Origin of the sequence: Bacillus sp. FSL M7-0791 (genome assembly GCF_038627085.1) — a bacterium.
Classification (GTDB): Bacteria; Bacillota; Bacilli; order Bacillales; family Bacillaceae; genus Bacillus; species Bacillus safensis.
On the sequence record NZ_CP152022.1, the window covers coordinates 134,180 to 158,292 of the forward strand.

At 42.6% G+C, this 24,113-nt stretch carries 39 protein-coding genes and 1 pseudogene; all 40 read left to right on the plus strand.

The genetic code is table 11. The features are described 5' to 3' along the window. Positions 1-31 precede the first annotated feature (31 nt). Positions 32-2,110 carry an elongation factor G gene (gene fusA / locus MHI08_RS00715; protein WP_024425594.1) on the plus strand — a complete coding sequence of 693 codons (2,079 nt, stop codon included), beginning with the start codon at positions 32-34 and terminating at the stop codon, positions 2,108-2,110. Positions 2,111-2,228: 118 nt separating this feature from the next. Beyond that, the gene (gene tuf, locus MHI08_RS00720) at positions 2,229-3,419 is read left to right on the plus strand and encodes an elongation factor Tu (protein ID WP_034283892.1); all 1,191 of its coding nucleotides are present in this window, start codon (positions 2,229-2,231) and stop codon (positions 3,417-3,419) included. 109 nt (positions 3,420-3,528) lie between these two features. Continuing rightward, entirely contained in the window at positions 3,529-4,488 is a 960-nt protein-coding gene (locus MHI08_RS00725; RefSeq protein ID WP_087975193.1) for an alpha/beta hydrolase, read from the plus strand. 218 nt (positions 4,489-4,706) lie between these two features. After that, positions 4,707-5,015 carry a 30S ribosomal protein S10 gene (gene rpsJ / locus MHI08_RS00730; protein ID WP_003156464.1) on the plus strand — a complete coding sequence of 103 codons (309 nt, stop codon included), beginning with the start codon at positions 4,707-4,709 and terminating at the stop codon, positions 5,013-5,015. Between the two features lie 37 nt (positions 5,016-5,052). Further along, positions 5,053-5,682 (plus strand): 50S ribosomal protein L3, encoded by a 630-nt coding sequence (rplC, locus tag MHI08_RS00735; RefSeq protein WP_024425597.1) that lies wholly within the window; start codon positions 5,053-5,055, stop codon positions 5,680-5,682. A gap of 27 nt (positions 5,683-5,709) precedes the next feature. Further along, positions 5,710-6,333 carry a 50S ribosomal protein L4 gene (rplD, locus tag MHI08_RS00740; protein ID WP_024425598.1) on the plus strand — a complete coding sequence of 208 codons (624 nt, stop codon included), beginning with the start codon at positions 5,710-5,712 and terminating at the stop codon, positions 6,331-6,333. Continuing rightward, complete coding sequence (gene rplW, locus MHI08_RS00745) at positions 6,333-6,620, plus strand: 50S ribosomal protein L23 (protein ID WP_003217016.1); 288 nt, start codon at positions 6,333-6,335, stop codon at positions 6,618-6,620. Before rplD ends, rplW begins: the two co-directional genes overlap by 1 nt. A 28-nt stretch (positions 6,621-6,648) precedes the next feature. After that, on the plus strand, positions 6,649-7,482 hold the full coding sequence (gene rplB, locus MHI08_RS00750) for a 50S ribosomal protein L2 (protein ID WP_024425599.1): 834 nt from the start codon (positions 6,649-6,651) through the stop codon (positions 7,480-7,482). Between the two features lie 57 nt (positions 7,483-7,539). Continuing rightward, positions 7,540-7,818, plus strand: coding sequence for a 30S ribosomal protein S19 (rpsS, locus tag MHI08_RS00755; RefSeq protein WP_003216920.1), 279 nt, complete (start codon positions 7,540-7,542; stop codon positions 7,816-7,818). A 17-nt stretch (positions 7,819-7,835) separates the two neighbouring features. Next, a complete protein-coding gene (gene rplV, locus MHI08_RS00760) occupies positions 7,836-8,177 on the plus strand; it encodes a 50S ribosomal protein L22 (protein ID WP_007496316.1) in 342 nt (113 codons plus the stop codon). Between the two features lie 3 nt (positions 8,178-8,180). Further along, on the plus strand, positions 8,181-8,837 hold the full coding sequence (gene rpsC / locus MHI08_RS00765) for a 30S ribosomal protein S3 (protein ID WP_003217241.1): 657 nt from the start codon (positions 8,181-8,183) through the stop codon (positions 8,835-8,837). A gap of 1 nt (position 8,838) precedes the next feature. Beyond that, entirely contained in the window at positions 8,839-9,273 is a 435-nt protein-coding gene (gene rplP / locus MHI08_RS00770; protein ID WP_003156478.1) for a 50S ribosomal protein L16, read from the plus strand. Continuing rightward, the gene (gene rpmC / locus MHI08_RS00775; protein ID WP_003217155.1) at positions 9,263-9,463 is read left to right on the plus strand and encodes a 50S ribosomal protein L29; all 201 of its coding nucleotides are present in this window, start codon (positions 9,263-9,265) and stop codon (positions 9,461-9,463) included. Before rplP ends, rpmC begins: the two co-directional genes overlap by 11 nt. A gap of 25 nt (positions 9,464-9,488) precedes the next feature. Then, entirely contained in the window at positions 9,489-9,752 is a 264-nt protein-coding gene (gene rpsQ / locus MHI08_RS00780; protein ID WP_003216906.1) for a 30S ribosomal protein S17, read from the plus strand. Positions 9,753-9,791: 39 nt separating this feature from the next. Continuing rightward, a complete protein-coding gene (rplN, locus tag MHI08_RS00785) occupies positions 9,792-10,160 on the plus strand; it encodes a 50S ribosomal protein L14 (RefSeq protein ID WP_003216882.1) in 369 nt (122 codons plus the stop codon). Positions 10,161-10,195: 35 nt separating this feature from the next. Continuing rightward, complete coding sequence (gene rplX / locus MHI08_RS00790; RefSeq protein ID WP_008356538.1) at positions 10,196-10,507, plus strand: 50S ribosomal protein L24; 312 nt, start codon at positions 10,196-10,198, stop codon at positions 10,505-10,507. A 25-nt stretch (positions 10,508-10,532) separates the two neighbouring features. Further along, positions 10,533-11,072 carry a 50S ribosomal protein L5 gene (gene rplE, locus MHI08_RS00795; RefSeq protein WP_024425600.1) on the plus strand — a complete coding sequence of 180 codons (540 nt, stop codon included), beginning with the start codon at positions 10,533-10,535 and terminating at the stop codon, positions 11,070-11,072. Positions 11,073-11,094: 22 nt separating this feature from the next. Continuing rightward, the gene (rpsN, locus tag MHI08_RS00800; RefSeq protein ID WP_008356542.1) at positions 11,095-11,280 is read left to right on the plus strand and encodes a 30S ribosomal protein S14; all 186 of its coding nucleotides are present in this window, start codon (positions 11,095-11,097) and stop codon (positions 11,278-11,280) included. A gap of 31 nt (positions 11,281-11,311) precedes the next feature. Beyond that, a complete protein-coding gene (rpsH, locus tag MHI08_RS00805; protein ID WP_007496327.1) occupies positions 11,312-11,710 on the plus strand; it encodes a 30S ribosomal protein S8 in 399 nt (132 codons plus the stop codon). A gap of 31 nt (positions 11,711-11,741) precedes the next feature. Next, positions 11,742-12,278, plus strand: coding sequence for a 50S ribosomal protein L6 (rplF, locus tag MHI08_RS00810; protein WP_024425602.1), 537 nt, complete (start codon positions 11,742-11,744; stop codon positions 12,276-12,278). A 32-nt stretch (positions 12,279-12,310) separates the two neighbouring features. Then, entirely contained in the window at positions 12,311-12,673 is a 363-nt protein-coding gene (gene rplR / locus MHI08_RS00815) for a 50S ribosomal protein L18 (RefSeq protein ID WP_008356544.1), read from the plus strand. 24 nt (positions 12,674-12,697) lie between these two features. After that, complete coding sequence (gene rpsE, locus MHI08_RS00820) at positions 12,698-13,198, plus strand: 30S ribosomal protein S5 (protein WP_007496332.1); 501 nt, start codon at positions 12,698-12,700, stop codon at positions 13,196-13,198. A 13-nt stretch (positions 13,199-13,211) separates the two neighbouring features. Further along, positions 13,212-13,394: a 50S ribosomal protein L30 gene (rpmD, locus tag MHI08_RS00825; RefSeq protein WP_003217067.1), complete on the plus strand. Its 183-nt coding sequence runs from the start codon at positions 13,212-13,214 to the stop codon at positions 13,392-13,394. Positions 13,395-13,424: 30 nt separating this feature from the next. Next, positions 13,425-13,865 (plus strand): 50S ribosomal protein L15, encoded by a 441-nt coding sequence (gene rplO, locus MHI08_RS00830; protein ID WP_003216888.1) that lies wholly within the window; start codon positions 13,425-13,427, stop codon positions 13,863-13,865. A gap of 1 nt (position 13,866) precedes the next feature. Next, a complete protein-coding gene (secY, locus tag MHI08_RS00835; protein WP_024425603.1) occupies positions 13,867-15,159 on the plus strand; it encodes a preprotein translocase subunit SecY in 1,293 nt (430 codons plus the stop codon). Between the two features lie 55 nt (positions 15,160-15,214). Next, a complete protein-coding gene (locus MHI08_RS00840; protein ID WP_024425604.1) occupies positions 15,215-15,868 on the plus strand; it encodes an adenylate kinase in 654 nt (217 codons plus the stop codon). Further along, positions 15,865-16,611 (plus strand): type I methionyl aminopeptidase, encoded by a 747-nt coding sequence (map, locus tag MHI08_RS00845; protein WP_003217210.1) that lies wholly within the window; start codon positions 15,865-15,867, stop codon positions 16,609-16,611. The genes MHI08_RS00840 and map overlap by 4 nt, the downstream gene beginning before the upstream one ends. A gap of 45 nt (positions 16,612-16,656) precedes the next feature. After that, positions 16,657-16,945 (plus strand): annotated as a pseudogene (locus MHI08_RS00850) (RNA-binding protein). Then, the gene (gene infA / locus MHI08_RS00855) at positions 16,923-17,141 is read left to right on the plus strand and encodes a translation initiation factor IF-1 (protein WP_003217190.1); all 219 of its coding nucleotides are present in this window, start codon (positions 16,923-16,925) and stop codon (positions 17,139-17,141) included. Before MHI08_RS00850 ends, infA begins: the two are co-directional and overlap by 23 nt. Positions 17,142-17,172: 31 nt before the next feature. After that, entirely contained in the window at positions 17,173-17,286 is a 114-nt protein-coding gene (gene rpmJ / locus MHI08_RS00860; RefSeq protein ID WP_003156543.1) for a 50S ribosomal protein L36, read from the plus strand. A gap of 21 nt (positions 17,287-17,307) precedes the next feature. Continuing rightward, positions 17,308-17,673, plus strand: a complete 366-nt coding sequence (gene rpsM, locus MHI08_RS00865; RefSeq protein WP_003217023.1) for a 30S ribosomal protein S13 — start codon at positions 17,308-17,310, stop codon at positions 17,671-17,673. Positions 17,674-17,693: 20 nt separating this feature from the next. Continuing rightward, the gene (rpsK, locus tag MHI08_RS00870; RefSeq protein WP_003217231.1) at positions 17,694-18,089 is read left to right on the plus strand and encodes a 30S ribosomal protein S11; all 396 of its coding nucleotides are present in this window, start codon (positions 17,694-17,696) and stop codon (positions 18,087-18,089) included. A 175-nt stretch (positions 18,090-18,264) separates the two neighbouring features. Continuing rightward, positions 18,265-19,209, plus strand: coding sequence for a DNA-directed RNA polymerase subunit alpha (locus tag MHI08_RS00875; RefSeq protein ID WP_003217009.1), 945 nt, complete (start codon positions 18,265-18,267; stop codon positions 19,207-19,209). A 75-nt stretch (positions 19,210-19,284) separates the two neighbouring features. Next, complete coding sequence (rplQ, locus tag MHI08_RS00880; RefSeq protein WP_003216944.1) at positions 19,285-19,647, plus strand: 50S ribosomal protein L17; 363 nt, start codon at positions 19,285-19,287, stop codon at positions 19,645-19,647. Positions 19,648-19,772: 125 nt separating this feature from the next. Continuing rightward, on the plus strand, positions 19,773-20,615 hold the full coding sequence (locus tag MHI08_RS00885; RefSeq protein WP_008356549.1) for an energy-coupling factor ABC transporter ATP-binding protein: 843 nt from the start codon (positions 19,773-19,775) through the stop codon (positions 20,613-20,615). Beyond that, on the plus strand, positions 20,591-21,460 hold the full coding sequence (locus MHI08_RS00890) for an energy-coupling factor ABC transporter ATP-binding protein (RefSeq protein WP_024425606.1): 870 nt from the start codon (positions 20,591-20,593) through the stop codon (positions 21,458-21,460). Before MHI08_RS00885 ends, MHI08_RS00890 begins: the two co-directional genes overlap by 25 nt. Further along, a complete protein-coding gene (locus MHI08_RS00895; protein WP_024425607.1) occupies positions 21,457-22,254 on the plus strand; it encodes an energy-coupling factor transporter transmembrane protein EcfT in 798 nt (265 codons plus the stop codon). The genes MHI08_RS00890 and MHI08_RS00895 overlap by 4 nt, the downstream gene beginning before the upstream one ends. A gap of 11 nt (positions 22,255-22,265) precedes the next feature. Beyond that, on the plus strand, positions 22,266-23,009 hold the full coding sequence (gene truA, locus MHI08_RS00900) for a tRNA pseudouridine(38-40) synthase TruA (RefSeq protein ID WP_034621540.1): 744 nt from the start codon (positions 22,266-22,268) through the stop codon (positions 23,007-23,009). 165 nt (positions 23,010-23,174) lie between these two features. Further along, positions 23,175-23,612, plus strand: a complete 438-nt coding sequence (rplM, locus tag MHI08_RS00905) for a 50S ribosomal protein L13 (RefSeq protein ID WP_003217042.1) — start codon at positions 23,175-23,177, stop codon at positions 23,610-23,612. Positions 23,613-23,632: 20 nt separating this feature from the next. Continuing rightward, positions 23,633-24,025, plus strand: coding sequence for a 30S ribosomal protein S9 (gene rpsI, locus MHI08_RS00910; RefSeq protein ID WP_007496354.1), 393 nt, complete (start codon positions 23,633-23,635; stop codon positions 24,023-24,025). Positions 24,026-24,113: the final 88 nt, after the last annotated feature.

The following is a 24,113-nucleotide window of genomic DNA, read 5'->3' on the forward strand; positions in this document are numbered from 1 at the left end:
TATTCCCTAATGAGGAAGGAGAAATTACCCAATGGCAAGAGAGTTCTCCTTAGACAAAACTCGTAATATTGGTATCATGGCTCACATCGATGCCGGTAAAACGACAACGACTGAGCGTATCTTATACTACACTGGTCGTATCCATAAAATTGGTGAAACTCACGAAGGAGCTTCACAAATGGACTGGATGGAGCAGGAGCAAGAACGTGGTATTACAATCACTTCTGCTGCTACTACAGCACAATGGAAAGGTTACCGTGTAAACATCATCGATACACCAGGACACGTAGACTTCACTGTTGAAGTTGAACGTTCTTTACGTGTACTTGATGGTGCGGTTGCTGTTCTTGATGCACAATCAGGTGTAGAGCCACAAACTGAAACAGTTTGGCGCCAAGCAACAACTTACGGAGTACCTCGTATCGTATTCGTTAACAAAATGGATAAAACCGGTGCGGACTTCCTTTACTCTGTAAGCACATTAAGAGATCGTCTTCAAGCGAACGCTCATGCAATTCAATTGCCGATCGGCGCTGAAGATCAATTCGAAGGAATCATCGACCTTGTAGAAAACGTAGCATACTTCTACGAAGATGACCTTGGAACTCGCTCTGATGCTAAAGAAATCCCTGCTGAGTATAAAGACAAAGCTGAAGAGCTTCGCAGCAGCCTAATTGAAGCTGTCGCTGAGCTTGATGAAGAGCTTATGGAAAAATACCTTGAGGGTGAAGAAATCACAATTCCTGAATTGAAAGCTGCAATCCGTAAAGGAACATTGAATGTTGAATTCTACCCAGTTCTTGTTGGATCTGCTTTCAAAAACAAAGGTGTTCAGCTTGTACTTGACGCTGTGCTTGACTACCTTCCTGCACCAACTGATGTTGCTGCAATCAAAGGTATCCTGCCAGATTCAAATGAAGAGGTTGTTCGTGAGTCTACTGATGACGCACCATTCGCAGCTCTTGCATTTAAAGTTATGACTGACCCTTATGTTGGGAAACTAACTTTCTTCCGCGTGTACTCTGGAACACTTGATTCTGGTTCATACGTGAAGAACTCTTCTAAGAACAAGCGTGAACGTGTTGGACGTATCCTTCAAATGCACGCAAACAGCCGTGAAGAAATCTCTACTGTATATGCAGGGGATATCGCAGCAGCTGTAGGTCTTAAAGATACATCTACTGGTGACACTCTTTGTGACGAGAAAAATCTTGTTATCCTTGAGTCTATGGAATTCCCAGAGCCAGTTATCGATGTAGCTATCGAGCCTAAATCTAAAGCTGACCAAGATAAAATGAGTATCGCTTTAGCTAAACTAGCTGAAGAGGATCCAACATTCCGTACACAAACAAACCCTGAAACTGGTCAAACGATCATCTCTGGTATGGGTGAGCTTCACCTTGATATCATTGTTGACCGTATGAAGCGTGAGTTCAAGGTTGAAGCTAACGTAGGTGCTCCTCAAGTTGCGTACCGTGAAACATTCCGTTCTGGTGCAAAAGTTGAAGGTAAATTCGTACGTCAGTCTGGTGGACGCGGTCAGTTCGGACACGTTTGGATCGAATTCGAACCAAATGAAGAAGGCGCAGGATTCGAATTTGAAAATGCAATCGTCGGTGGGGTTGTTCCACGTGAATACATCCCAGCAATTCAAGCAGGTCTTGAAGATTCACTTGAAAATGGTGTATTAGCTGGATTCCCATTAATCGACATCAAAGCAAAATTATTTGATGGATCTTACCACGATGTTGACTCTAACGAAATGGCGTTCAAAATTGCTGCATCTATGGCATTGAAAAATGCTGTCAGCAAATGTAACCCAGTTCTACTTGAGCCAATGATGAAAGTGGAAGTTGTTATCCCTGAAGAATACATGGGAGACATCATGGGTGATATCACATCTCGTCGTGGACGTGTAGAAGGTATGGAAGCTCGCGGTAACGCTCAAGTTGTTCGCGCTATGGTTCCACTTTCTGAAATGTTCGGATATGCAACTGCACTCCGTTCTAACACACAAGGACGCGGTACTTTCACTATGCACATGGATCACTACGAAGAAGTGCCTAAGAGCATCAGTGAAGAAATCATCAAAAAAAATAAAGGTGAATAATTGATTTTGCCTTTAAACTAAAGTATAACTACTATTGAAGATCAGAAAGTGAGAGGTAACTCTTCACTTTCTATCACTCTATACCAAATACAATGAACCTTTAAGGAGGATTTTTAGAATGGCTAAAGAAAAATTCGACCGTTCCAAATCGCATGCTAACATTGGTACAATTGGACACGTTGACCATGGTAAAACAACTCTAACTGCTGCTATCTCAACAGTTCTTCATAAGAAATCTGGTAAAGGTACAGCTATGGCTTATGACCAAATCGATGGTGCTCCAGAAGAGCGTGAGCGTGGAATCACAATCTCAACTGCACACGTTGAGTATGAAACTGAAACTCGTCACTATGCACACGTAGACTGCCCAGGACACGCTGACTATGTTAAAAACATGATCACTGGTGCTGCTCAAATGGACGGCGCGATCTTAGTAGTATCTGCTGCTGATGGTCCAATGCCACAAACACGTGAGCACATCCTACTTTCTCGTAACGTAGGTGTACCATACATCGTAGTATTCCTTAACAAATGTGACATGGTTGACGATGAAGAGTTACTTGAACTTGTTGAAATGGAAGTTCGTGACCTTCTTTCTGACTATGACTTCCCTGGTGACGATGTACCAGTTATCAAAGGTTCTGCTCTTAAAGCTCTTGAAGGAGATGCTGATTACGAAGCAAAAATCTTTGAACTTATGGATGCGGTTGATGAGTACATCCCAACTCCAGAGCGTGACACTGAGAAGCCATTCATGATGCCAGTTGAGGACGTATTCTCAATCACTGGTCGTGGAACAGTTGCTACTGGTCGTGTTGAGCGTGGACAAGTTAAAGTCGGTGACGAAGTTGAAATCATCGGTCTTCAAGAAGAAAACGGTAAAACAACTGTTACAGGTGTTGAAATGTTCCGTAAACTTCTTGACTATGCTGAAGCTGGTGACAACATCGGTGCTCTACTTCGTGGTGTATCTCGTGAAGATATCCAACGTGGTCAAGTACTTGCTAAACCAGGTACAATCACTCCACACAGCCGTTTCAAAGCTGAAGTTTATGTACTTTCTAAAGAAGAGGGTGGACGTCATACTCCATTCTTCGCTAACTACCGTCCGCAGTTCTACTTCCGTACAACTGACGTAACTGGTATCGTACATCTTCCAGAAGGTACTGAAATGGTAATGCCTGGCGATAACACTGAGATGGAAGTTGAACTTATCTCTACTATCGCTATCGAAGAAGGAACTCGTTTCTCTATCCGTGAGGGTGGACGTACTGTAGGTTCTGGTGTCGTTTCAACTATCATTAAGTAATAAACATACAAAAGAGACTCCTTGCAAAAGGGTCTCTTTTTTTGCTTTTCCAGATCAGAACGGCTACTATAAGCTATAGAATCTAAATGGAACCGAGAGGATCGCTGGAATGGCAAAGACATATTTGAAAAAATGGTCGATCGGCGGAATTGACCAATGGATTAGGATGAAAGAAGATCAGACGAGTGAAACGAAGCCTGTACTTTTATTTTTACACGGTGGGCCCGGCTCAGCTCAAATCAGTTATATTGATTCCTTTCTCGAGGAACTTGATCAAGACTTTACAGTTGTACATTGGGATCAGAGAGGCGCGGGACTTTCCTATCAAGAGAATCTTTCCGATGCATCGATGACCATTCAGCAATTTATTGAAGACACGATTGAACTGACAGAGAAGCTTCTATCTTATCTAGGTCATTCAAAATTGTATATTGCAGGATACTCGTGGGGATCATTAATTGCCATACAAGCAGTACATAAGCGTCCGGATCTTTATCATGCTTATTATGGGATTAGTCAGGTAGTAGATGTGTTAAAGGAAGATATCGTATCGTACGAGCTCCTTTTGAAGAAATACCGTCGCAATCGGCTGTTTACTGGGTGTCTGCGATTACTGACGCCTCCTCCATGGAAACGGACATCAGCTCATGCCTTGTTTTCTCTATATAAAGAGTTTGCGAGCGTAGGTCTCACACATAGATGGAAGCCGGTTTTTCAAATACTAAAAGGGTTTCTTTTTAGTAAGCAATATCAGCTTAAAGATAAATGGAAGTTCATAAAAGGGCAGAAGTTTAGTCAAGACAAGTTATGGGATCAGCTAATGAATGAGAGTATTCAATACCGAGTTTCTACTATATTAATACCGTGCTACTTTCTCATTGGCGATCACGACATGATTACACCAGCTGCTGTATCAAAACCATATGTTGATCAATTAAAAGCACCAATCAAAGAATGGTTTGTCTTTAAAGAATCTGCACATTCCCCGCATCTTGAGGAGCCAGATGAATTTATACGTATCATAAGAAAGACTGCTATACATCATCTTCAGGGAAAGCTTGATTTATAGGCTGAATCCCTGTATAATATGAAAAGTGTGCAAATCATAAATTTATCCGATTTATTATTGCAACACGCAGGCCAATTTGGTACAATAGTGCATGTTGGTCTTTGACTGCGATGAAGTGAGAGGTTGCTGACACACCCGGCCGCTTTGCCATGGCGAGGTGATCAGGTTTTTCTCACGGAGAACTGTCTAACGTAAGTAGGCGAAAAGGAGGGAAAATAATGGCAAAACAAAAAATTCGTATTCGTTTAAAAGCATATGATCATAGAATTCTTGATCAATCTGCTGAGAAGATTGTTGAAACGGCTAAGCGTTCTGGTGCTAGTGTATCTGGTCCAATCCCGCTTCCAACTGAAAAATCAGTTTACACAATCCTTCGTGCGGTGCATAAGTACAAAGATTCTCGTGAGCAATTCGAGATGCGTACTCACAAACGTCTAATCGACATCGTGAATCCAACTCCGCAAACAGTTGATGCACTTATGCGTTTAGATTTACCATCTGGTGTAGATATCGAAATCAAACTTTAATTCAAATAGAAAACACATATTATAGGAGGTGTGACTAATGACCAAAGGAATCTTAGGTAGAAAAATTGGTATGACGCAAGTATTCGCAGAAAACGGTGATCTTATCCCTGTAACTGTTGTTGAGGCTGCTGCTAACGTTGTTCTTCAAAAGAAGACTGTTGACACGGATGGCTATGAAGCAATCCAAATCGGTTTTGATGACAAACGTGAAAAGCTTTCTAACAAACCAGAGAAAGGCCACGTTGCTAAAGCGGAAACTGCTCCTAAGCGCTTCGTAAAAGAATTACGCGGTGCGGAGTTAGATGCGTATGAAGTTGGTCAGGAAGTCAAAGTTGATATTTTCGCAAATGGAGATATCGTAGATGTAACAGGAACATCAAAAGGTAAAGGATTCCAAGGGGCTATCAAACGCCACGGACAATCACGCGGACCAATGACTCACGGTTCACGTTACCACCGTCGTCCTGGTTCAATGGGACCTGTTGATCCAAACCGTGTATTCAAAGGTAAACTTCTTCCAGGTCGTATGGGCGGAGAGCAAATCACTGTCCAAAACCTTGAGATCGTTAAAGTTGATGCAGAACGCAATCTTCTATTGATCAAAGGAAACGTACCAGGAGCTAAAAAATCTCTAGTAACTGTAAAGAGTGCAGTTAAATCTAAATAACTCTCTTAGGAAAGGAGGAAACAAGTCATGCCAAAAGTAGCATTATATAACCAAAACGGTTCTACTAACGGTGAAATCGAATTAAACGCTTCTGTGTTTGGAATCGAGCCAAACGAAAGCGTAGTATTCGATGCTATTCTTATGCAAAGAGCTTCCTTACGTCAAGGAACTCATAAAGTAAAAACTCGTTCTGAAGTACGTGGCGGAGGTCGTAAGCCTTGGAGACAGAAGGGTACAGGTCGTGCTCGTCAAGGTTCTATCCGTTCACCACAATGGCGCGGAGGCGGTATCGTATTCGGTCCAACACCACGCAGTTATTCTTATAAATTACCTAAAAAAGTTCGCCGCTTGGCTATCAAGTCAGTATTGTCTTCTAAAGTAATCGACAACAACATCATCGTTCTTGAAGATCTGACTCTTGATGCAGTGAAAACGAAAGAATTCGCAGGCATCCTTAAAGGATTATCTGTTGAGAAGAAAGCGTTGATCGTCACTGCGGATGCAAACGAAACAGTTGCTTTATCTGCTCGTAACATCCCTGGAGTAACAGTTGTTGAAGCTAACGGTATCAACGTTCTTGACGTTGTCAACCACGACAAACTTCTGATCACTAAAGCAGCGGTTGAAAAAGTAGAGGAGGGACTTGCATAATGAAAGATCCTCGTGATGTTCTAAAGCGCCCTATCATTACTGAACGTTCTGCTGATCTAATGACAGAGAAGAAGTACACGTTCGAAGTTGATGTCAGAGCTAACAAAACAGAAGTGAAAGACGCTGTTGAAGAAATCTTTGGAGTGAAAGTTGAGAAAGTCAACGTTCAAAACTACAAAGGAAAATCAAAACGCGTTGGACGCTACACTGGTATGACTAGCCGTCGCAGAAAAGCGATCGTGAAATTAACTGCTGACAGCAAAGAAATCGAAATTTTTGAAGCGTAAATCTTAAAAAGAAGGAGGGAAATTCAAAATGGCGATTAAAAAGTATAAACCAACCAGTAATGGTCGTCGTGGCATGACTACTTCAGATTTTGCTGAAATCACGACTGACAAACCAGAAAAATCGTTGCTTGCACCGCTACACAAAAAAGGCGGACGTAACAACCAAGGTAGATTGACTGTTCGTCATCAAGGTGGCGGTCACAAACGTCAATACCGTATCATCGACTTTAAGCGTGATAAAGACGGTATACCTGGACGCGTTGCTACAATCGAGTATGATCCAAACCGTTCAGCGAACATCGCTCTTGTAAACTATGCAGATGGTGAGAAACGTTACATTCTTGCTCCGAAAGGAATCCAAGTTGGTACTGAAGTTACTTCTGGACCAGAAGCTGACATCAAACCAGGTAATGCTCTTCCACTTATCAACATCCCAGTTGGTACAGTTGTGCATAACATTGAATTAAAACCAGGTAAAGGTGGACAATTAGTTCGTTCTGCTGGTACTTCTGCTCAAGTTCTAGGTAAAGAAGGTAAATACGTTCTTGTACGTTTGAACTCAGGAGAAGTTCGCATGATTCTTTCTGCTTGCCGTGCGACTATCGGTCAAGTAGGAAACGAGCAACACGAATTAATCAACATCGGTAAAGCTGGACGTTCTCGCTGGAAAGGCGTACGCCCAACAGTTCGTGGTTCTGTAATGAACCCTAACGATCACCCACACGGTGGTGGTGAAGGACGCGCTCCAATCGGACGTAAATCACCAATGTCTCCATGGGGTAAACCGACTCTTGGATTCAAGACTCGTAAGAAAACCAACAAGTCTGATAAATTCATTGTACGTCGTCGTAAAAACAAGTAACGGGGTTGTCTACGGTTCATTTAGGACCGTAGTTCAATCACGAAGGGAGGTTCCACAATGGCTCGCAGCTTAAAAAAAGGACCATTTGTTGATGATCATTTGATGGCTAAAGTCGAGAAATTGAATGAAACTGACAAAAAGCAAGTCGTAAAAACTTGGTCTCGTCGTTCTACAATTTTCCCACAATTCATCGGTCACACAATCGCTGTCTATGACGGACGCAAACATGTACCTGTTTTCATTTCTGAAGATATGGTAGGTCACAAATTGGGCGAATTCGCACCAAGCCGTACTTACAAAGGTCATGCTAGTGACGATAAAAAAACAAGACGCTAATGAGAGGAGGCTTTTAAATGCAAGCTAAAGCTGTCGCAAGAACAGTCCGTATTGCTCCTCGTAAAGCACGTCTAGTAATGGACCTGATCCGAGGTAAGCAAGTAGGAGAAGCAGTTTCTATCTTAAACCTTACACCTAAGGCTGCTTCACCAATTATTGAAAAAGTATTAAAATCTGCTATCGCAAACGCTGAGCACAACTACGAGTTGGACGCTAACAGCCTAGTGATTACTCAAGCATTCGTTGACGAAGGTCCAACACTTAAGAGATTCCGTCCACGTGCTATGGGTCGTGCGAGCGCAATTAACAAACGTACTAGCCACATTACAATCGTTGTATCAGAAAAGAAGGAGGGATAATCCGTGGGTCAAAAGGTAAATCCAGTAGGTCTTCGTATTGGCGTCATTCGTGATTGGGAATCTAAATGGTTCGCAGGAAAAGATTACGCTGACTTCTTACATGAAGACTTGAAAATCCGTGAATTCATCAGCAAGCGTTTGTCTGACGCGTCTGTTTCTAAAGTAGAAATCGAACGTGCTGCAAACCGCGTAAATATCACAATCCACACGGCTAAACCAGGTATGGTAATTGGTAAAGGCGGATCTGAAGTTGAAGCACTTCGTAAAGCTCTTAACAGCCTAACTGGCAAACGTGTACACATCAACATTCTTGAAATCAAGAGAGCAGATCTTGATGCTCAGCTAGTTGCTGAAAACATCGCTCGTCAACTTGAAAACCGTATTTCATTCCGTCGTGCACAAAAACAAACAATCCAACGCACAATGCGTGCTGGAGCACAAGGAATCAAAACAATGGTTTCTGGTCGTCTTGGCGGTGCAGATATTGCTCGTTCTGAATATTACAGTGAAGGTACTGTTCCATTGCACACACTTCGTGCTGACATCGACTATGCTACTGCTGAAGCTGACACTACTTATGGTAAGCTTGGCGTAAAAGTATGGATCTATCGTGGAGAAGTCCTTCCAACTAAGAAGAATACTGCGGAAGGAGGAAAATAATATGTTATTGCCAAAACGCGTGAAGTATCGCAGAGAACATCGTGGAAAAATGCGTGGTCGTGCAAAAGGCGGTACTGAAGTACATTTCGGTGAGTACGGTATCCAGGCTCTTGAAGCTTCTTGGATCACAAACCGTCAAATCGAAGCTGCTCGTATTGCTATGACTCGTTACATGAAACGTGGCGGTAAAGTTTGGATTAAAATTTTCCCTTCTAAGCCATACACAGCTAAACCTCTAGAGGTCCGCATGGGTTCCGGTAAAGGTGCTCCAGAAGGATGGGTAGCTGTAGTAAAACCGGGCAAAGTTTTATTTGAAATTTCTGGTGTGTCTGAAGAAGTTGCTCGTGAAGCTCTTCGTCTTGCATCTCACAAATTGCCAATTAAAACGAAGTTCGTAAAACGTGAAGAAATTGGTGGTGAATCAAATGAAAGCTAATGAAATTCGTGACCTTACCACTGCTGAAATTGAACAAAAAGTAAAGTCTCTTAAAGAAGAACTTTTCAATCTTCGTTTCCAATTAGCGACTGGGCAGCTTGAAAACACTGCTCGCATTCGTGAAGTGCGTAAATCAATCGCACGCATGAAAACTGTGATTCGTCAAAGAGAAATCGCTGCTAATAAATAATAATTAGAGGGGAGGCCCCGCAAACATGAGCGAACGTAACCAACGTAAAGTGTATCAAGGTCGTGTTGTTTCTGACAAAATGGATAAAACCATCACTGTTGTAGTTGAAACATACAAAAAGCATTCACTTTATGGCAAACGTGTAAGATACTCTAAAAAGTTCAAAGCACATGATGAAAACAACCAAGCAAAAATCGGAGACATCGTAAAGGTCATGGAAACTCGTCCTTTATCTGCGACTAAACGCTTTCGTCTAGTTGAAGTTGTCGAAGAAGCCGTTATTATCTAATAAAGTTCGGATTTCTTTTTCCGAAAGGAGGTAACATTAATGATTCAACAGGAGACTCGTTTAAAAGTAGCTGACAACTCTGGCGCACGCGAAGTACTAACGATTAAAGTTCTTGGTGGCTCTGGACGTAAAACGGCTAACATCGGTGATGTCATTGTTTGTACGGTTAAACAAGCAACACCTGGAGGCGTTGTCAAAAAAGGTGAAGTTGTGAAAGCAGTTATCGTTCGTACTAAGAGCGGAGCTCGCAGAAACGATGGATCTTACATCAGTTTCGATGAAAATGCATGTGTCATCATCCGTGACGACAAGAGCCCACGTGGAACTCGTATCTTCGGACCAGTAGCACGTGAACTTCGTGAAAACAACTATATGAAAATTGTTTCTCTAGCACCAGAAGTACTTTAATGAATACAATCCGCGACTCAAGGAGGTGCGATTAAATGCATGTTAAAAAGGGCGATAAAGTAGTGGTTATCTCTGGTAAAGATAAAGGTAAACAAGGTGTCATCCTTGCTGCTTTCCCTAAAAAGGAACGTGTTTTAGTAGAAGGTATTAACCTTGTGAAAAAACACTCTAAACCAACCCAAGCTAACCCTCAAGGCGGAATTTCTGAACAAGAAGCGCCGATCCACGTATCAAACGTAATGCCGCTTGATCCTAAAACGGGTGAAGTGACACGTGTTGGGTATAAAGTTGAGGACGGAAAGAAAGTCCGTGTAGCGAAAAAATCTGGGCAAGTTCTAGATAAATAGTAAATAAGGAAGGGAGGTCTTTCTCATGAACCGCCTTAAAGAAAAGTATGTAAAAGAAATTACACCTGCATTAGTTTCTAAATTTGAATACACTTCAGTAATGCAAGTGCCAAAAATCGAAAAAATCGTGATCAACATGGGTGTTGGTGACGCTGTTCAAAACGCTAAAGCAATCGATACTGCTGTTGAAGAATTAACGTTTATCGCTGGTCAAAAACCTGTCGTTACTCGTGCGAAGAAGTCTATTGCTGGATTCCGTCTACGTGAAGGAATGCCAATCGGTGCGAAAGTAACACTTCGCGGAGAGCGCATGTATGATTTCCTTGATAAACTTATTTCTGTGTCTTTACCACGTGTACGTGACTTCCGCGGGATTTCTAAGAAATCTTTCGACGGTCGTGGAAACTACACGCTTGGTATTAAAGAACAGTTAATCTTCCCAGAAATTGATTACGATAAAGTAACAAAGGTCCGCGGTATGGATATCGTTATCGTTACTACTGCCAATACGGACGAAGAAGCACGTGAGTTATTAACTCAAGTAGGTATGCCGTTCCAGAAATAATCAATGAAAGGGAGGCGAAATCGTGGCTAAAAAGTCTATGATTGCGAAACAACAACGCAAACAAAAGTTTAAAGTTCAAGAGTATACGCGCTGCGAACGTTGTGGACGTCCACATTCAGTTATTCGTAAGTTTAAACTTTGCCGTATTTGTTTCCGCGAACTTGCATATAAAGGACAAATTCCTGGCGTTAAAAAAGCCAGCTGGTAATCCCCATAAATGGGAAGGAGGTTATTAAATAATGGTTATGACAGATCCGATTGCAGATTTGCTGACTCGTATTCGCAATGCGAACATGGTACGTCATGAGAAGCTAGAAGTACCGGCTTCAAAAATCAAAAGAGAAATTGCTGAAATCTTAAAGCGTGAAGGTTTTATCCGTGACGTTGAGTACGTCGAAGACAGCAAACAAGGAATTATCCGTTTGTTCCTTAAATACGGCCAAAACAACGAACGTGTTATCACTGGTCTTAAAAGAATCAGTAAACCTGGTTTACGCGTATATGCGAAATCAAATGAAGTACCACGTGTACTTAACGGACTTGGAATCGCAATTATTTCTACATCACAAGGTGTTTTATCGGACAAAGAAGCCCGTGCTAAACAAGCTGGTGGAGAAGTACTTGCTTACGTATGGTAAAAAAAGTTTAAGATGAATGGAGGTGCTTGGTATGTCTCGTATAGGTAAAAAACTAATCGAGATCCCTTCAGGAGTAACTGTGACAAACAACGATAACACAGTGACAGTAAAGGGACCAAAAGGTGAACTAACTCGTGCATTTCACCCTGATATGGAAATTAAAATTGAGGACAACGTCTTAACTGTAAGCCGTCCGTCTGAAAATAAAGAACACCGTGCATTACATGGTACAACACGTAGCTTGATTGCAAACATGGTTGAAGGTGTATCTAAAGGTTTCGAAAGAGGTTTAGAACTTATCGGTGTCGGTTACCGTGCAGCTAAATCTGGAAACAAACTTGTTCTTAACGTTGGATACTCTCATCCAGTTGAAATCGTTCCTGAGGCTGGAGTTGAAATCGAAGTTCCATCTCAAACGAAAGTAATCATTAAAGGTATCGATAAAGAGCGTGTAGGAGCTCTAGCTTCTAACATCCGCGCTGTCCGTGCTCCAGAGCCTTACAAAGGTAAAGGAATTCGTTACGAAGGTGAATTCGTTCGCCGTAAAGAAGGAAAAACTGGTAAGTAAGATCGCTTAAAGTGAAGAAAGGAGTGACTCGGATGATTACGAAAACTAGCAAAAACGCTACTCGTCTTAAAAGACATGCTCGTGTTCGTGCGAAACTTTCAGGTACTGCTGAAAGACCTCGCCTTAACGTTTTCCGTTCTAACAAGAATATCTACGCTCAAGTAATTGATGATGTTAACGGTGTAACACTTGTAAGTGCTTCTACTCTTGATAAAGAGTTAAAGATCGAGAATAGTTCTGACACTGCAGCTGCTACGAAAGTTGGCGAACTTGTTGCAAAACGTGCTGTTGAAAAAGGAATCTCTAACGTGGTATTTGACCGCGGAGGATACCTATATCATGGACGTGTAAAAGCTCTAGCTGAAGCTGCTCGTGAGGCTGGACTTAAATTTTAATAAAAGAAGGAGGGACACATCCGAATGAGTCGTATTGACCCAAGCAAATTAGAGTTAGAAGAACGCTTAGTTACGGTTAACCGCGTAGCGAAAGTTGTTAAAGGTGGACGTCGTTTCCGTTTTGCAGCTTTAGTTGTTGTCGGTGACAAAAACGGTCATGTAGGTTTCGGTACTGGTAAAGCACAAGAAGTACCAGAAGCGATCCGCAAAGCTGTTGAAGATGCGAAAAAGAATTTAATTGAAGTACCAATGGTTGGAACTACAATTCCACATGAAATCATCGGTCGATTCGGTGCAGGAAACGTTCTATTGAAGCCTGCTTCAGAAGGTACAGGAGTTATCGCTGGAGGCCCAGTGCGTGCGGTACTTGAGCTTGCTGGTCTAGCTGATATCCTTTCTAAATCTCTAGGTTCTAATACACCGATCAACATGATCCGCGCAACACTTCAAGGTTTAAGTGAGCTTAAACGTGCTGAAGATGTAGCGAAGCTTCGTGGAAAATCTGTAGAAGACCTGTTAGGATAAGGAGGGAACAATAATGGCAAATAAATTAGAAATTACCCTCAAACGCAGTGTAATCGGTCGCCCTGAAGATCAGCGTGTCACTGTTCGTACTCTTGGTCTTAAGAAAACAAACCAAACAGTCGTACATGAAGACAATGCAGCGATCCGCGGCATGATTAACAAGGTGTCTCATTTAGTTTCTGTTAAAGAACAATAAAACATTTTTAATCGATAAGGAGGTGCCCAAATGAAACTTCATGAATTGAAGCCTTCAGAAGGTTCACGTAAAGTACGCAACCGTGTTGGTCGTGGTATTGGATCAGGTAACGGTAAAACTTCTGGTAAAGGTCATAAAGGTCAAAACGCTCGTTCTGGCGGCGGTGTACGCCCTGGTTTCGAAGGTGGTCAGATGCCTTTATTCCAACGCCTTCCAAAACGTGGTTTTACAAACATCAACCGTAAAGATTACGCGGTAATCAACTTAGACAGATTAAACAGTTTTGACGAAGGAACGGAAGTAACTCCTGAACTTCTTCTAGAGACTGGTGCAATAAGCAAGTTAAAAGCAGGAGTAAAAATTCTTGGCAACGGTAAATTAGAAAAAAAATTAACTGTAAAAGCCAATAAATTCTCTGCTTCTGCGAAAGAAGCGATTGAAGCTGCTGGCGGTACAGCCGAGGTGATCTAACTTGTTTAAGACAATCTCCAATTTTATGCGCGTGAAAGATATACGGAATAAGATTATATTCACACTTTTAATGTTAGTCGTCTTTCGTATAGGTGCTTTCATCCCTGTGCCTAATGTGAACGCCGATGTTCTCCAGGCACAGGATCAAATGAGTGTTTTCGGAATCCTCAACACGTTTGGGGGCGGGGCACTTTTCCAATTCTCCATTCTTGCAATGGGGATTATGCCGTATATCACTGCTTCGATCATCATTCAGCTCTTGCAGATGGATGTTGTGCCGAAGTTTACTGAGTGGTCAAAGCAAGGAGAGGTTGGCCGCCGAAAATTAGCACAATTCACAAGGTATTTTACAATTGTTCTAGGATTTATCCAGGCGCTGGGAATGTCATATGGATTCAACAATATGGCAGGAGGCATGCTGATTGAAAACCCTGGTGTTTCAACGTATCTCTTAATTGCGGTCGTACTCACTGCGGGAACAGCATTTTTAATGTGGCTGGGTGAGCAGATTACTGCTCACGGTGTTGGTAACGGTATTTCGATTATTATCTTTGCCGGTATCATCGCTGGTATCCCTCAAACATTAAAACAAGTGTACGCTCAACAATTTGTAGGTGGAGATGGACAGCTGTTCATGCAAATCCTTAAAATTGCCCTTATTGTCATTGCCATTCTTGTCATTGTTATCGGTGTTATTTACATTCAAATGGCAGTGAGAAAGATTGCAATTCAATATTCAAAGGGAACTGGCCGTGCACAAATGTCTGCTAGTCAAGCAACGCACCTTCCATTGAAAGTGAATCCAGCAGGGGTGATTCCAGTCATCTTTGCCGTTTCTTTCATTATTACTCCGCAGACGATCGCATCGTTCTTCGGAACCAATAATGTGACAACTTGGATAACCAACAACTTTGACTATACTAAGCCAATCGGTATGACGATTTATGTAGCACTGATTGTTGCTTTCACATATTTTTATGCCTTTGTCCAAGTCAATCCTGAACAAATGGCTGAAAATCTGCAAAAGCAGGGTGGCTATATCCCGGGAGTTCGTCCAGGGAAAATGACTCAAGATAGAATTACGAGCATTTTGTACCGACTCACGTTTGTGGGCGCCATTTTCTTAGCCGTGATTTCAATACTTCCTATCTTTTTCATTCAATTCGCTGGATTACCTTCCGCTGCACAAATTGGCGGCACAAGTCTTCTCATTGTTGTAGGTGTTGCACTTGAAACAATGAAACAGCTTGAAAGCCAATTAGTGAAACGAAATTACCGTGGATTTATGAAATAAAACAGAGGGCTGGGCAGCTGCCCAACCTCTCTAAGTAAGGAAGGGGAAATCCGAAATGAACTTAGTCTTAATGGGGCTTCCGGGTGCTGGTAAAGGCACTCAGGCAGAACGAATTGTTGATGATTATGGGATCCCTCATATCTCAACAGGAGATATGTTCCGCGCTGCTATGAAAGAGGAGACACAACTTGGGCTCGAAGCAAAATCCTTTATCGATAAAGGAGAGCTTGTTCCTGATGAGGTCACAATCGGTATTGTTAGAGAAAGACTTGGCAAAAATGATTGTGAACAAGGTTTTCTTCTGGACGGATTTCCGCGAACAGTCGCTCAGGCTGAAGCTTTAGAAGAAATTCTAAAGGACCTTGGCAGAACGATTGATTATGTCATTAATATTAAAGTCGATAAAGATGCTTTGATGGAGCGTCTGACTGGCCGAAGAATTTGCAAAAATTGCGGAGCAACATATCATTTAGTATTCAATCCACCTGCGAAAGAAAATGTTTGCGACAAGTGCGGAGGCGAGCTTTATCAACGTGCAGATGATAATGCAGAAACCGTTTCGACTAGACTTGAAGTAAACTTAAAGCAGACTGAACCTTTACTGAACTTCTATTCAGAAAAAGGATATCTTGCAAACATTGATGGTGCGAAGCACATTAACGATGTATATGCAGATATCAAGGACCTGCTTGGAGGATTAAATAAATGATTATCTGTAAAACTCCTCGCGAGCTTGAGATTATGAGAGAAGCTGGACGTATTGTCGCACTGACTCATGAAGAGCTGAAGAAACACATAAAACCAGGTATTTCGACAAAAGAATTGGATCAAATTGCCGAACGTTTTATTACAAAGCAGGGTGCAATCCCATCTTTTAAAGGGTATAATGGTTTTCGCGGGAGCATTTGCGTTTCGGTGAATGAAGAACTCGTTCACGGTATTCCTGGTAAACGGGTTTTACGTGATGGTGACATCATTAGTATCGATATTGGCGCAAAGTTAAATGGCTATCATGGTGACTCTGCTTGGACTTATCCAGTTGGGGTAATCAGTGATGAAGACCGCAAACTACTGGAAGTCACAGAGGAATCTCTATATAAAGGCTTACAGGAAGCAAAGCCAGGCGAACGTCTGTCGAACATTTCCCATGCCATACAAACGTATGTTGAAAATGAGAATTTTTCAGTTGTTAGAGAATATGTTGGACATGGGGTCGGACAGGATCTTCATGAGGACCCTCAAATTCCTCATTATGGTCCGCCCAACAAAGGCCCGCGGCTAAAACCTGGAATGGTGTTGGCCATCGAACCGATGGTGAACGCAGGCAGCCGATATGTGAAAACATTGGCTGATAACTGGACGGTTGTAACGGTTGATGGGAAAAAGTGTGCTCACTTTGAGCATACGATTGCGATTACAGATACAGGTTTTGATATACTGACTAAGATTTAGGTCTTCACTGAAGCCTTTCAGGCCCAAATCGGGCAGGTTGTCTGTATAGTCCAAAGAAAGAACAAGATCAGTATACAGGTGTCATCGGCATATTCGTTGACTGCCATGTACTAATCGCAGACGGAGAAAAGCGTAAATTTCATTCTCCTAAGAAAAAATATCAATCATATAACCTTTTATGATTGCGTATCTCCGGAAGTTCAGAACAGTATATTCAAAACAGGTCGGGTGATAGATGAACAATTGAGAGATTCTCATTTGGACATTTGTCAGAGAGCAAGTTACTGATTTGAAGAAGGGAGAACACTTGAATGGCGAAAGACGATGTAATTGAAGTGGAAGGTACTGTAGCAGAAACTTTGCCAAACGCAATGTTCAAAGTTGAACTAGAGAATGGTCATACAGTTTTGGCTCATGTATCAGGAAAAATCCGTATGCACTTCATTCGCATTTTACCTGGAGACAAAGTTACGGTAGAATTATCTCCATATGACTTAACTCGTGGTAGAATTACGTACCGTTACAAATAAAGCAACTCCGGAAGAAGGAGGTTGGAAACACATGAAAGTGAGACCATCTGTTAAACCTATCTGTGAAAAATGTAAAGTTATTCGCAGAAAAGGAAAAGTAATGGTGATCTGTGAAAACCCAAAACATAAACAAAAACAAGGCTAATAACAAGGAGGTGCCCAAATCATGGCTCGTATTGCTGGTGTAGATATTCCACGTGATAAGCGTGTTGTCATTTCTTTAACATATGTTTTTGGAATTGGTCGTACGACTGCGCAACAAGTCCTTAAAGAAGCAGGTGTTTCTGAAGACACTCGCGTTCGCGATCTAACTGAAGACGAACTTGGTAAAATCCGTGATATCATTGACAAACTTAAAGTAGAAGGTGACCTTCGTCGTGAAGTTTCACTTAACATTAAGCGTCTAATTGAAATCGGAAGCTACCGCGGAATCCGTCATCGTAGAGGACTTCCTGTTCGTGGACAAAACACAAAAAACAACGCGCGTACTCGTAAAGGTCCGCGTCGTACTGTAGCTAACAAGAAAAAATAAGTAAAGGAGGTAGTTAAAGAATGGCTGCTGCTCGTAAACAAAATACGCGTAAACGTCGCGTGAAAAAGAATATTGAAGCTGGAATCGCTCATATCCGTTCCACTTTCAACAACACGATCGTAACGATTACTGATGTTCATGGAAACGCAATTTCTTGGTCAAGTGCTGGTGCATTAGGATTCAGAGGTTCTCGTAAATCTACTCCTTTCGCTGCACAAATGGCTGCTGAAACAGCTGCTAAAGGTTCTATCGAACACGGTCTTAAAACACTTGAAGTAACTGTTAAAGGTCCTGGTTCTGGTCGTGAAGCTGCAATTCGTGCGCTTCAAGCTGCAGGTCTTGAAGTTACTGCAATTAGAGACGTAACTCCAGTTCCTCATAACGGATGCCGTCCACCAAAACGTCGCCGCGTGTAATTTGTTTGTATAGATTTTGTGTCCCTGTCAATAATGGGTTATGATACAGTTATTTATGAGACGAATACACGACTCGTTGCCTGAGCACATACGGGACTAAACAATGAGGAATTTCGGATGGAATCTCATATGATTCTATTCGAGGTTTCGACGTTTTGAAGGAGGGTTTTATTAGATGATCGAAATTGAAAAACCAAAAATCGAAACGGTTGAAATCAGCGACGATGCCAAGTATGGCAAGTTTGTCGTAGAGCCACTTGAGCGTGGATATGGTACCACTTTAGGGAACTCCCTTCGTCGTATCCTTTTATCCTCACTTCCTGGTGCAGCTGTAACATCGATCCAGATAGATGGTGTCTTACACGAATTCTCAACGATCGAAGGCGTGGTTGAAGATGTTACAACGATTATCTTAAACATTAAAAAGCTTGCACTCAAAATCTACTCTGAAGAAGAGAAGACGCTTGAAATTGATGTACAAGATGAAGGTACTGTAACAGCTGCTGATATTACACACGACAGCGATATTGAAATCTTAAATCCAGATCTTCACATCGCAACTCTTGGCAAGAATGCGAGCTTCCGTGTTCGCTTAACTGCACAAAGAGGTCGCGGGTATAATCCTGCTGATGCAAACAAAAGAGACGATCAGCCAATCGGTGTGATTCCGATCGACTCAATCTATACACCTGTATCTCGTGTGACTTATCAAGTGGAGAACACCCGTGTTGGGCAAATCACAAACTATGATAAATTAACACTAGATGTATGGACTGATGGAAGCACAGGACCGAAAGAAGCGATCGCTCTAGGTTCTAAGATTTTAACTGAACACCTGAATATTTTCGTTGGGTTAACTGACGAAGCTCAGCATGCTGAAATCATGGTTGAGAAAGAAGAAGACCAAAAAGAAAAAGTGCTTGAAATGACAATTGAAGAGCTTGATCTTTCTGTTCGTTCTTACAACTGTTTGAAGCGTGCGGGTATTAACACTGTTCAAGAGCTTGCTAACAAGACAGAAGAGGATATGATGAAAGTTCGTAACCTTGGACGTAAATCTCTTGAAGAAGTGAAAGCGAAACTAGAAGAACTTGGACTGGGTCTTCGTAAAGACGATTGACTAGTTTCATTGTGAACTAGGATTTTCGTGTGTTTTTTATTCATACAGCATCTCTAATTAAGGAGGGGACATCACATGGCATACAGAAAGCTAGGACGCACTAGTGCACAACGTAAAGCAATGCTTCGTGACCTAACGACTGATTTGATCATCAACGAACGCATCGAAACAACTGAAACACGTGCGAAAGAACTTCGCTCTGTAGTTGAAAAAATGATCACTCTTGGCAAACGCGGAGATCTTCATGCTCGCCGTCAAGCTGCAGCTTACATTCGTAATGAAGTAGCTAACGCTGAAACAAACCAAGATGCACTTCAAAAATTATTCGCTGACGTTGCAACTCGCTACGAAGATCGCCAAGGTGGATACACTCGTATCATGAAGCTTGGACCTCGTCGCGGCGATGGCGCACCAATGGCTGTCATTGAATTAGTTTAATCACATATCGTGTATCTAAGAAAGGGCGGGACAGTTCATAACTGGATCTATGCCCTTTTTTAGGTACTACGGCTTTTTTAGGAATAAGCAAAGAAGAGGTTGAGCTGAGAGGAGGTCCGGTAGAGATGGGGAAGACATTAATTGACGTAAAAGACATTGTATTTCGTTATCACAAGGATGCGGACAAGCCCGCTTTAGATCAAGTGTCACTGCATGTGAATCAAAATGAATGGCTCGCCATTGTTGGTCATAACGGTTCAGGTAAATCCACACTTGCCCGTGTGCTGAATGGGCTCATTTTACCGGATGCTGGTACGGTCAAGGTTGGAGAGATTGAGCTCAAAGAAGAAAGTGTTTGGGATATTCGCAAAAAGGTAGGAATGGTCTTTCAAAACCCAGATAACCAATTTGTGGGCTCAACGGTTCGTGATGATGTGGCTTTTGGTTTAGAAAATAACGGGGTTGAGCGGGAATTGATGATAGAACGTGTAGATTGGGCTGTCAAACAGGTCAATATGCAGGAGTTTCTTGATCAAGAGCCGCACCATCTATCAGGCGGGCAGAAGCAGAGAGTCGCCATTGCAGGTGTGCTTGCCGCAAGCCCTGACATCATGATCTTGGATGAAGCAACATCAATGCTTGATCCGATTGGCCGTGAAGAAGTGTTAGAGACTGTTAGACTATTGAAGGAACAAGGAACGGTCACAGTCATTTCCATCACACATGATTTAGACGAGGCTGCCAAGGCAGACCGCGTCATTGTGATGAATGGCGGGAAGAAATTTGCCGAGGGAACGCCAGAGGAAGTATTTGAACTAGATGAACAGCTGGTTCAGATTGGACTTGATCTGCCATTCTCCTATCGATTGAGCAAGCAATTGAAGCAGCAAGGTGTGCCGCTTGCAAATGCCCATTTGACACAAGAAGGATTGGTGAAAGAGCTATGGACATTACGATCAAAGAATTAGAGCATCGTTATCAAATGAAAACGCCGTTTGAGCGTCTCGCTTTGTATGATGTCAATGCTTCCATCAAAGAGGGCAGCTATGTCGCTGTCATTGGTCATACGGGCTCTGGTAAGTCTACATTGCTGCAGCATTTAAATGGATTGCTCAAACCAACGAAGGGGAGCATTGCGCTTGGAGAGACAATTTTACAAGCCAATAAAAAGCAGAAGGATATGAAACCCCTCCGGAAAAAGGTAGGCATCGTGTTTCAGTTTCCTGAGCATCAGCTCTTTGAGGAAACCATCCTCAAGGATATCTGCTTTGGTCCAATGAACTTCGGTGTTCCTCAAGAGAAGGCAGAAGCGAAGGCGAAGGAGATGCTGAAACTGGTTGGTCTTCCTGAATCTCTATTATCTCGATCTCCCTTTGAACTAAGCGGCGGTCAAATGAGACGTGTGGCGATTGCAGGCGTTTTAGCGATGGAGCCAGAAGTGCTTGTGCTTGATGAGCCGACTGCTGGGCTGGATCCACGCGGGCGGAAGGAAATTATGGACATGTTCTATGACCTTCATCAAAAGGCAAACCTCACCACGATCCTGGTCACACACAGTATGGAGGATGCCGCTCATTATGCGGATCAAATGATTGTGATGCATAAAGGAACAGTGAAGGCGACAGGCACGCCGAGAGAGTTGTTTGCCAATCGTACAGACATGTCTTCGTTTGGTCTCGACCTCCCGGAAACGATTAAATTCCAGCAGACTGTAGAAGAAAAGCTTGGTATTACGTTTCCAAGGCCGCTTCTGACCATGGATGAAATGGCAGAAGCCTTAACAGCTCTTTATCAGGAGGACACGACATCATGATGGATAGTATGATTATCGGCAAATATGTGCCAGGCTCATCCTTTGTCCATCGTCTTGATCCAAGGACAAAGCTGTTATCAATTTTCTTTTTCGTCTTTATCGTCTTTTTTGCTAATAATTACATCACTTACGGGCTTTTAGGTGTCTTTACCATCCTTGTGGTGATGGTTTCTCAGGTGCCGCTATACTTTATTCTCAAGGGAATGAAGCCGATCCTATGGATTGTCCTGTTTACCTTTATTCTGCATATTTTCATGACAAAGGATGGCGCCTTGCTATTCCACTTTGGTTTTCTGAATATTTATGAAGAAGGTCTTAAACAGGGGATCTTCATTTCACTCCGTTTTGTCTATCTCATTATGATGACGACACTTCTTACGTTAACCACAACGCCTATAGAAGTGACAGACGGGATGGAAAAACTGCTGCACCCATTCCGTAAAATCAAACTGCCTGTTCATGAGCTTGCTCTCATGATGTCCATCTCTCTTCGGTTTATTCCGACGTTATTAGAAGAGACAGACAAAATCATGAAGGCACAAATGGCAAGAGGCGTTGATTTTACAAGCGGACCTTTAAAGGATCGTCTGAAAGCTATCGTTCCTTTGCTTGTTCCGCTTTTCGTCAGTGCGTTTAAGCGTGCAGAGGAACTGGCGACCGCGATGGAAGCGAGAGGCTACCGCGGGGGAGAAGGACGGACGAAATACCGTCAGCTTGTCTGGGGCATGAAGGACACGTTCACGCTGCTTCTATTCATCCTGTTAACAGCACTCCTTGTGCTGCTTAGAAATTAGGTGATTCCTAGATGAAGGTCAAATGTACCGTATCCTACGATGGGACACATTTTAAAGGCTATCAGGTGCAGCCAGGGCAGCGAACCGTTCAGACGGAGATTGAGTCGGCCCTTGCAAGAATGCACAAACAGGATGAACTGATTCCGATCGTGGCTTCCGGCCGGACAGACAGCGGTGTCCATGCAAAGGGACAGGTCATCCATTTTGAGACCCCGCTCTCGATCCCGATGGAGAGATGGCCTTTTGCCCTCAACAGCCTGCTGCCGGATGATATCCGTGTTCTAAAGGCTGAGGAGGTCGATGATTCGTTTCATGCCAGATTTGGTGTTGTTTCGAAGGAGTACCGTTATAAGGTCTCAACAGAAACACACCAAAATGTGTTCACGAGACAGTATGCCTGTCACTATCCTTACCGGCTGGACATCGATAAAATGAGAGAAGCCGCAGAGCACCTGATTGGGACACATGACTTTACAAGCTTTTGTGCGGCCAATACAGAGGTTCAGGACAAGGTGAGGGTTATTTATGCCCTTGAGTGGAAAAACGTCTCAGACGGCCTTGAAATGCGTGTGAGAGGGAATGGTTTTTTATACAACATGGTGCGGATTATCGCTGGAACGTTGCTTGAAATCGGTTCTGGTAAATTTCACCCTGATGAGATAAAAGCCATGCTTGCCGCCCGAAATCGCGAAGCGGCAGGCAAGACTGCGCCTAGTCACGGACTGTATTTATGGGAAGTTTTCTATGACAACTAAACCAGGTGTAACATGTTCTTGACACAGGAAGCAGAAAGTTATAAGATATCATATGGTATGTATTTCAACCCCACAAATAAGCCCCGGAAGACTTATCTGTGTTTTGAAATAGAACGTAGCATTTGATTCAAGGAAAATTCATTGATTTATTTAGGAGGGAAACTCATGCGTACAACACCAATGGCGAACGCAAGCACAATTGAGCGCAAATGGCTAGTTGTTGATGCGGCAGGCAAGACTCTAGGTCGTCTTTCTACTGAAGTAGCATCACTTTTGCGCGGTAAGCACAAACCAACTTATACACCACACGTTGATACAGGTGATCATGTAATCATCATCAATGCTGAGAAAATCGAATTAACTGGCAAGAAATTGACGGACAAAATTTACTACCGTCACACGATGCACCCAGGTGGTTTGAAACAAAGAACTGCTCTTGAGATGCGTACAAACTACCCTGAAAAAATGTTGGAGCTTGCTATCAAAGGTATGCTTCCAAAGGGTCCACTAGGTCGTCAAATGTTCAAAAAATTAAATGTGTACCGTGGTTCTGAGCATCCACATCAAGCACAACAACCTGAAGTTTACGAACTTCGCGGTTAATTATAAGGGAGGTTAACAATTTGGCACAGGTTCAATATTACGGTACAGGTCGTCGTAAAAGTTCTGTAGCGCGCGTTCGCTTAGTTCCAGGTGAAGGCCGTATCGTCGTTAATAATCGTGAAATTACTGAATACATTCCATTCGCTGCTTTAATCGAAGACGTGAAACAGCCTTTGAACATCACAGAAACAGCTAACAGCTACGATGTTCTTGTAAATGTTCACGGTGGTGGATTCTCTGGTCAAGCTGGAGCAATTCGTCACGGTATCTCTCGTGCTCTTCTAGAAGTAGATCCTGAGTACCGTACACCACTTAAACGTGCTGGACTTCTTACTCGTGACTCTCGTATGAAAGAGCGTAAGAAATACGGTCTTAAAGGCGCTCGTCGCGCACCTCAGTTCTCAAAACGTTAATCAATTTTATATTGTATGGACGTTTTACAAAGGTTTGTTACAGACAAACCATATATGAAAAGCATCAGCATCCTGCTGATGCTTTTTT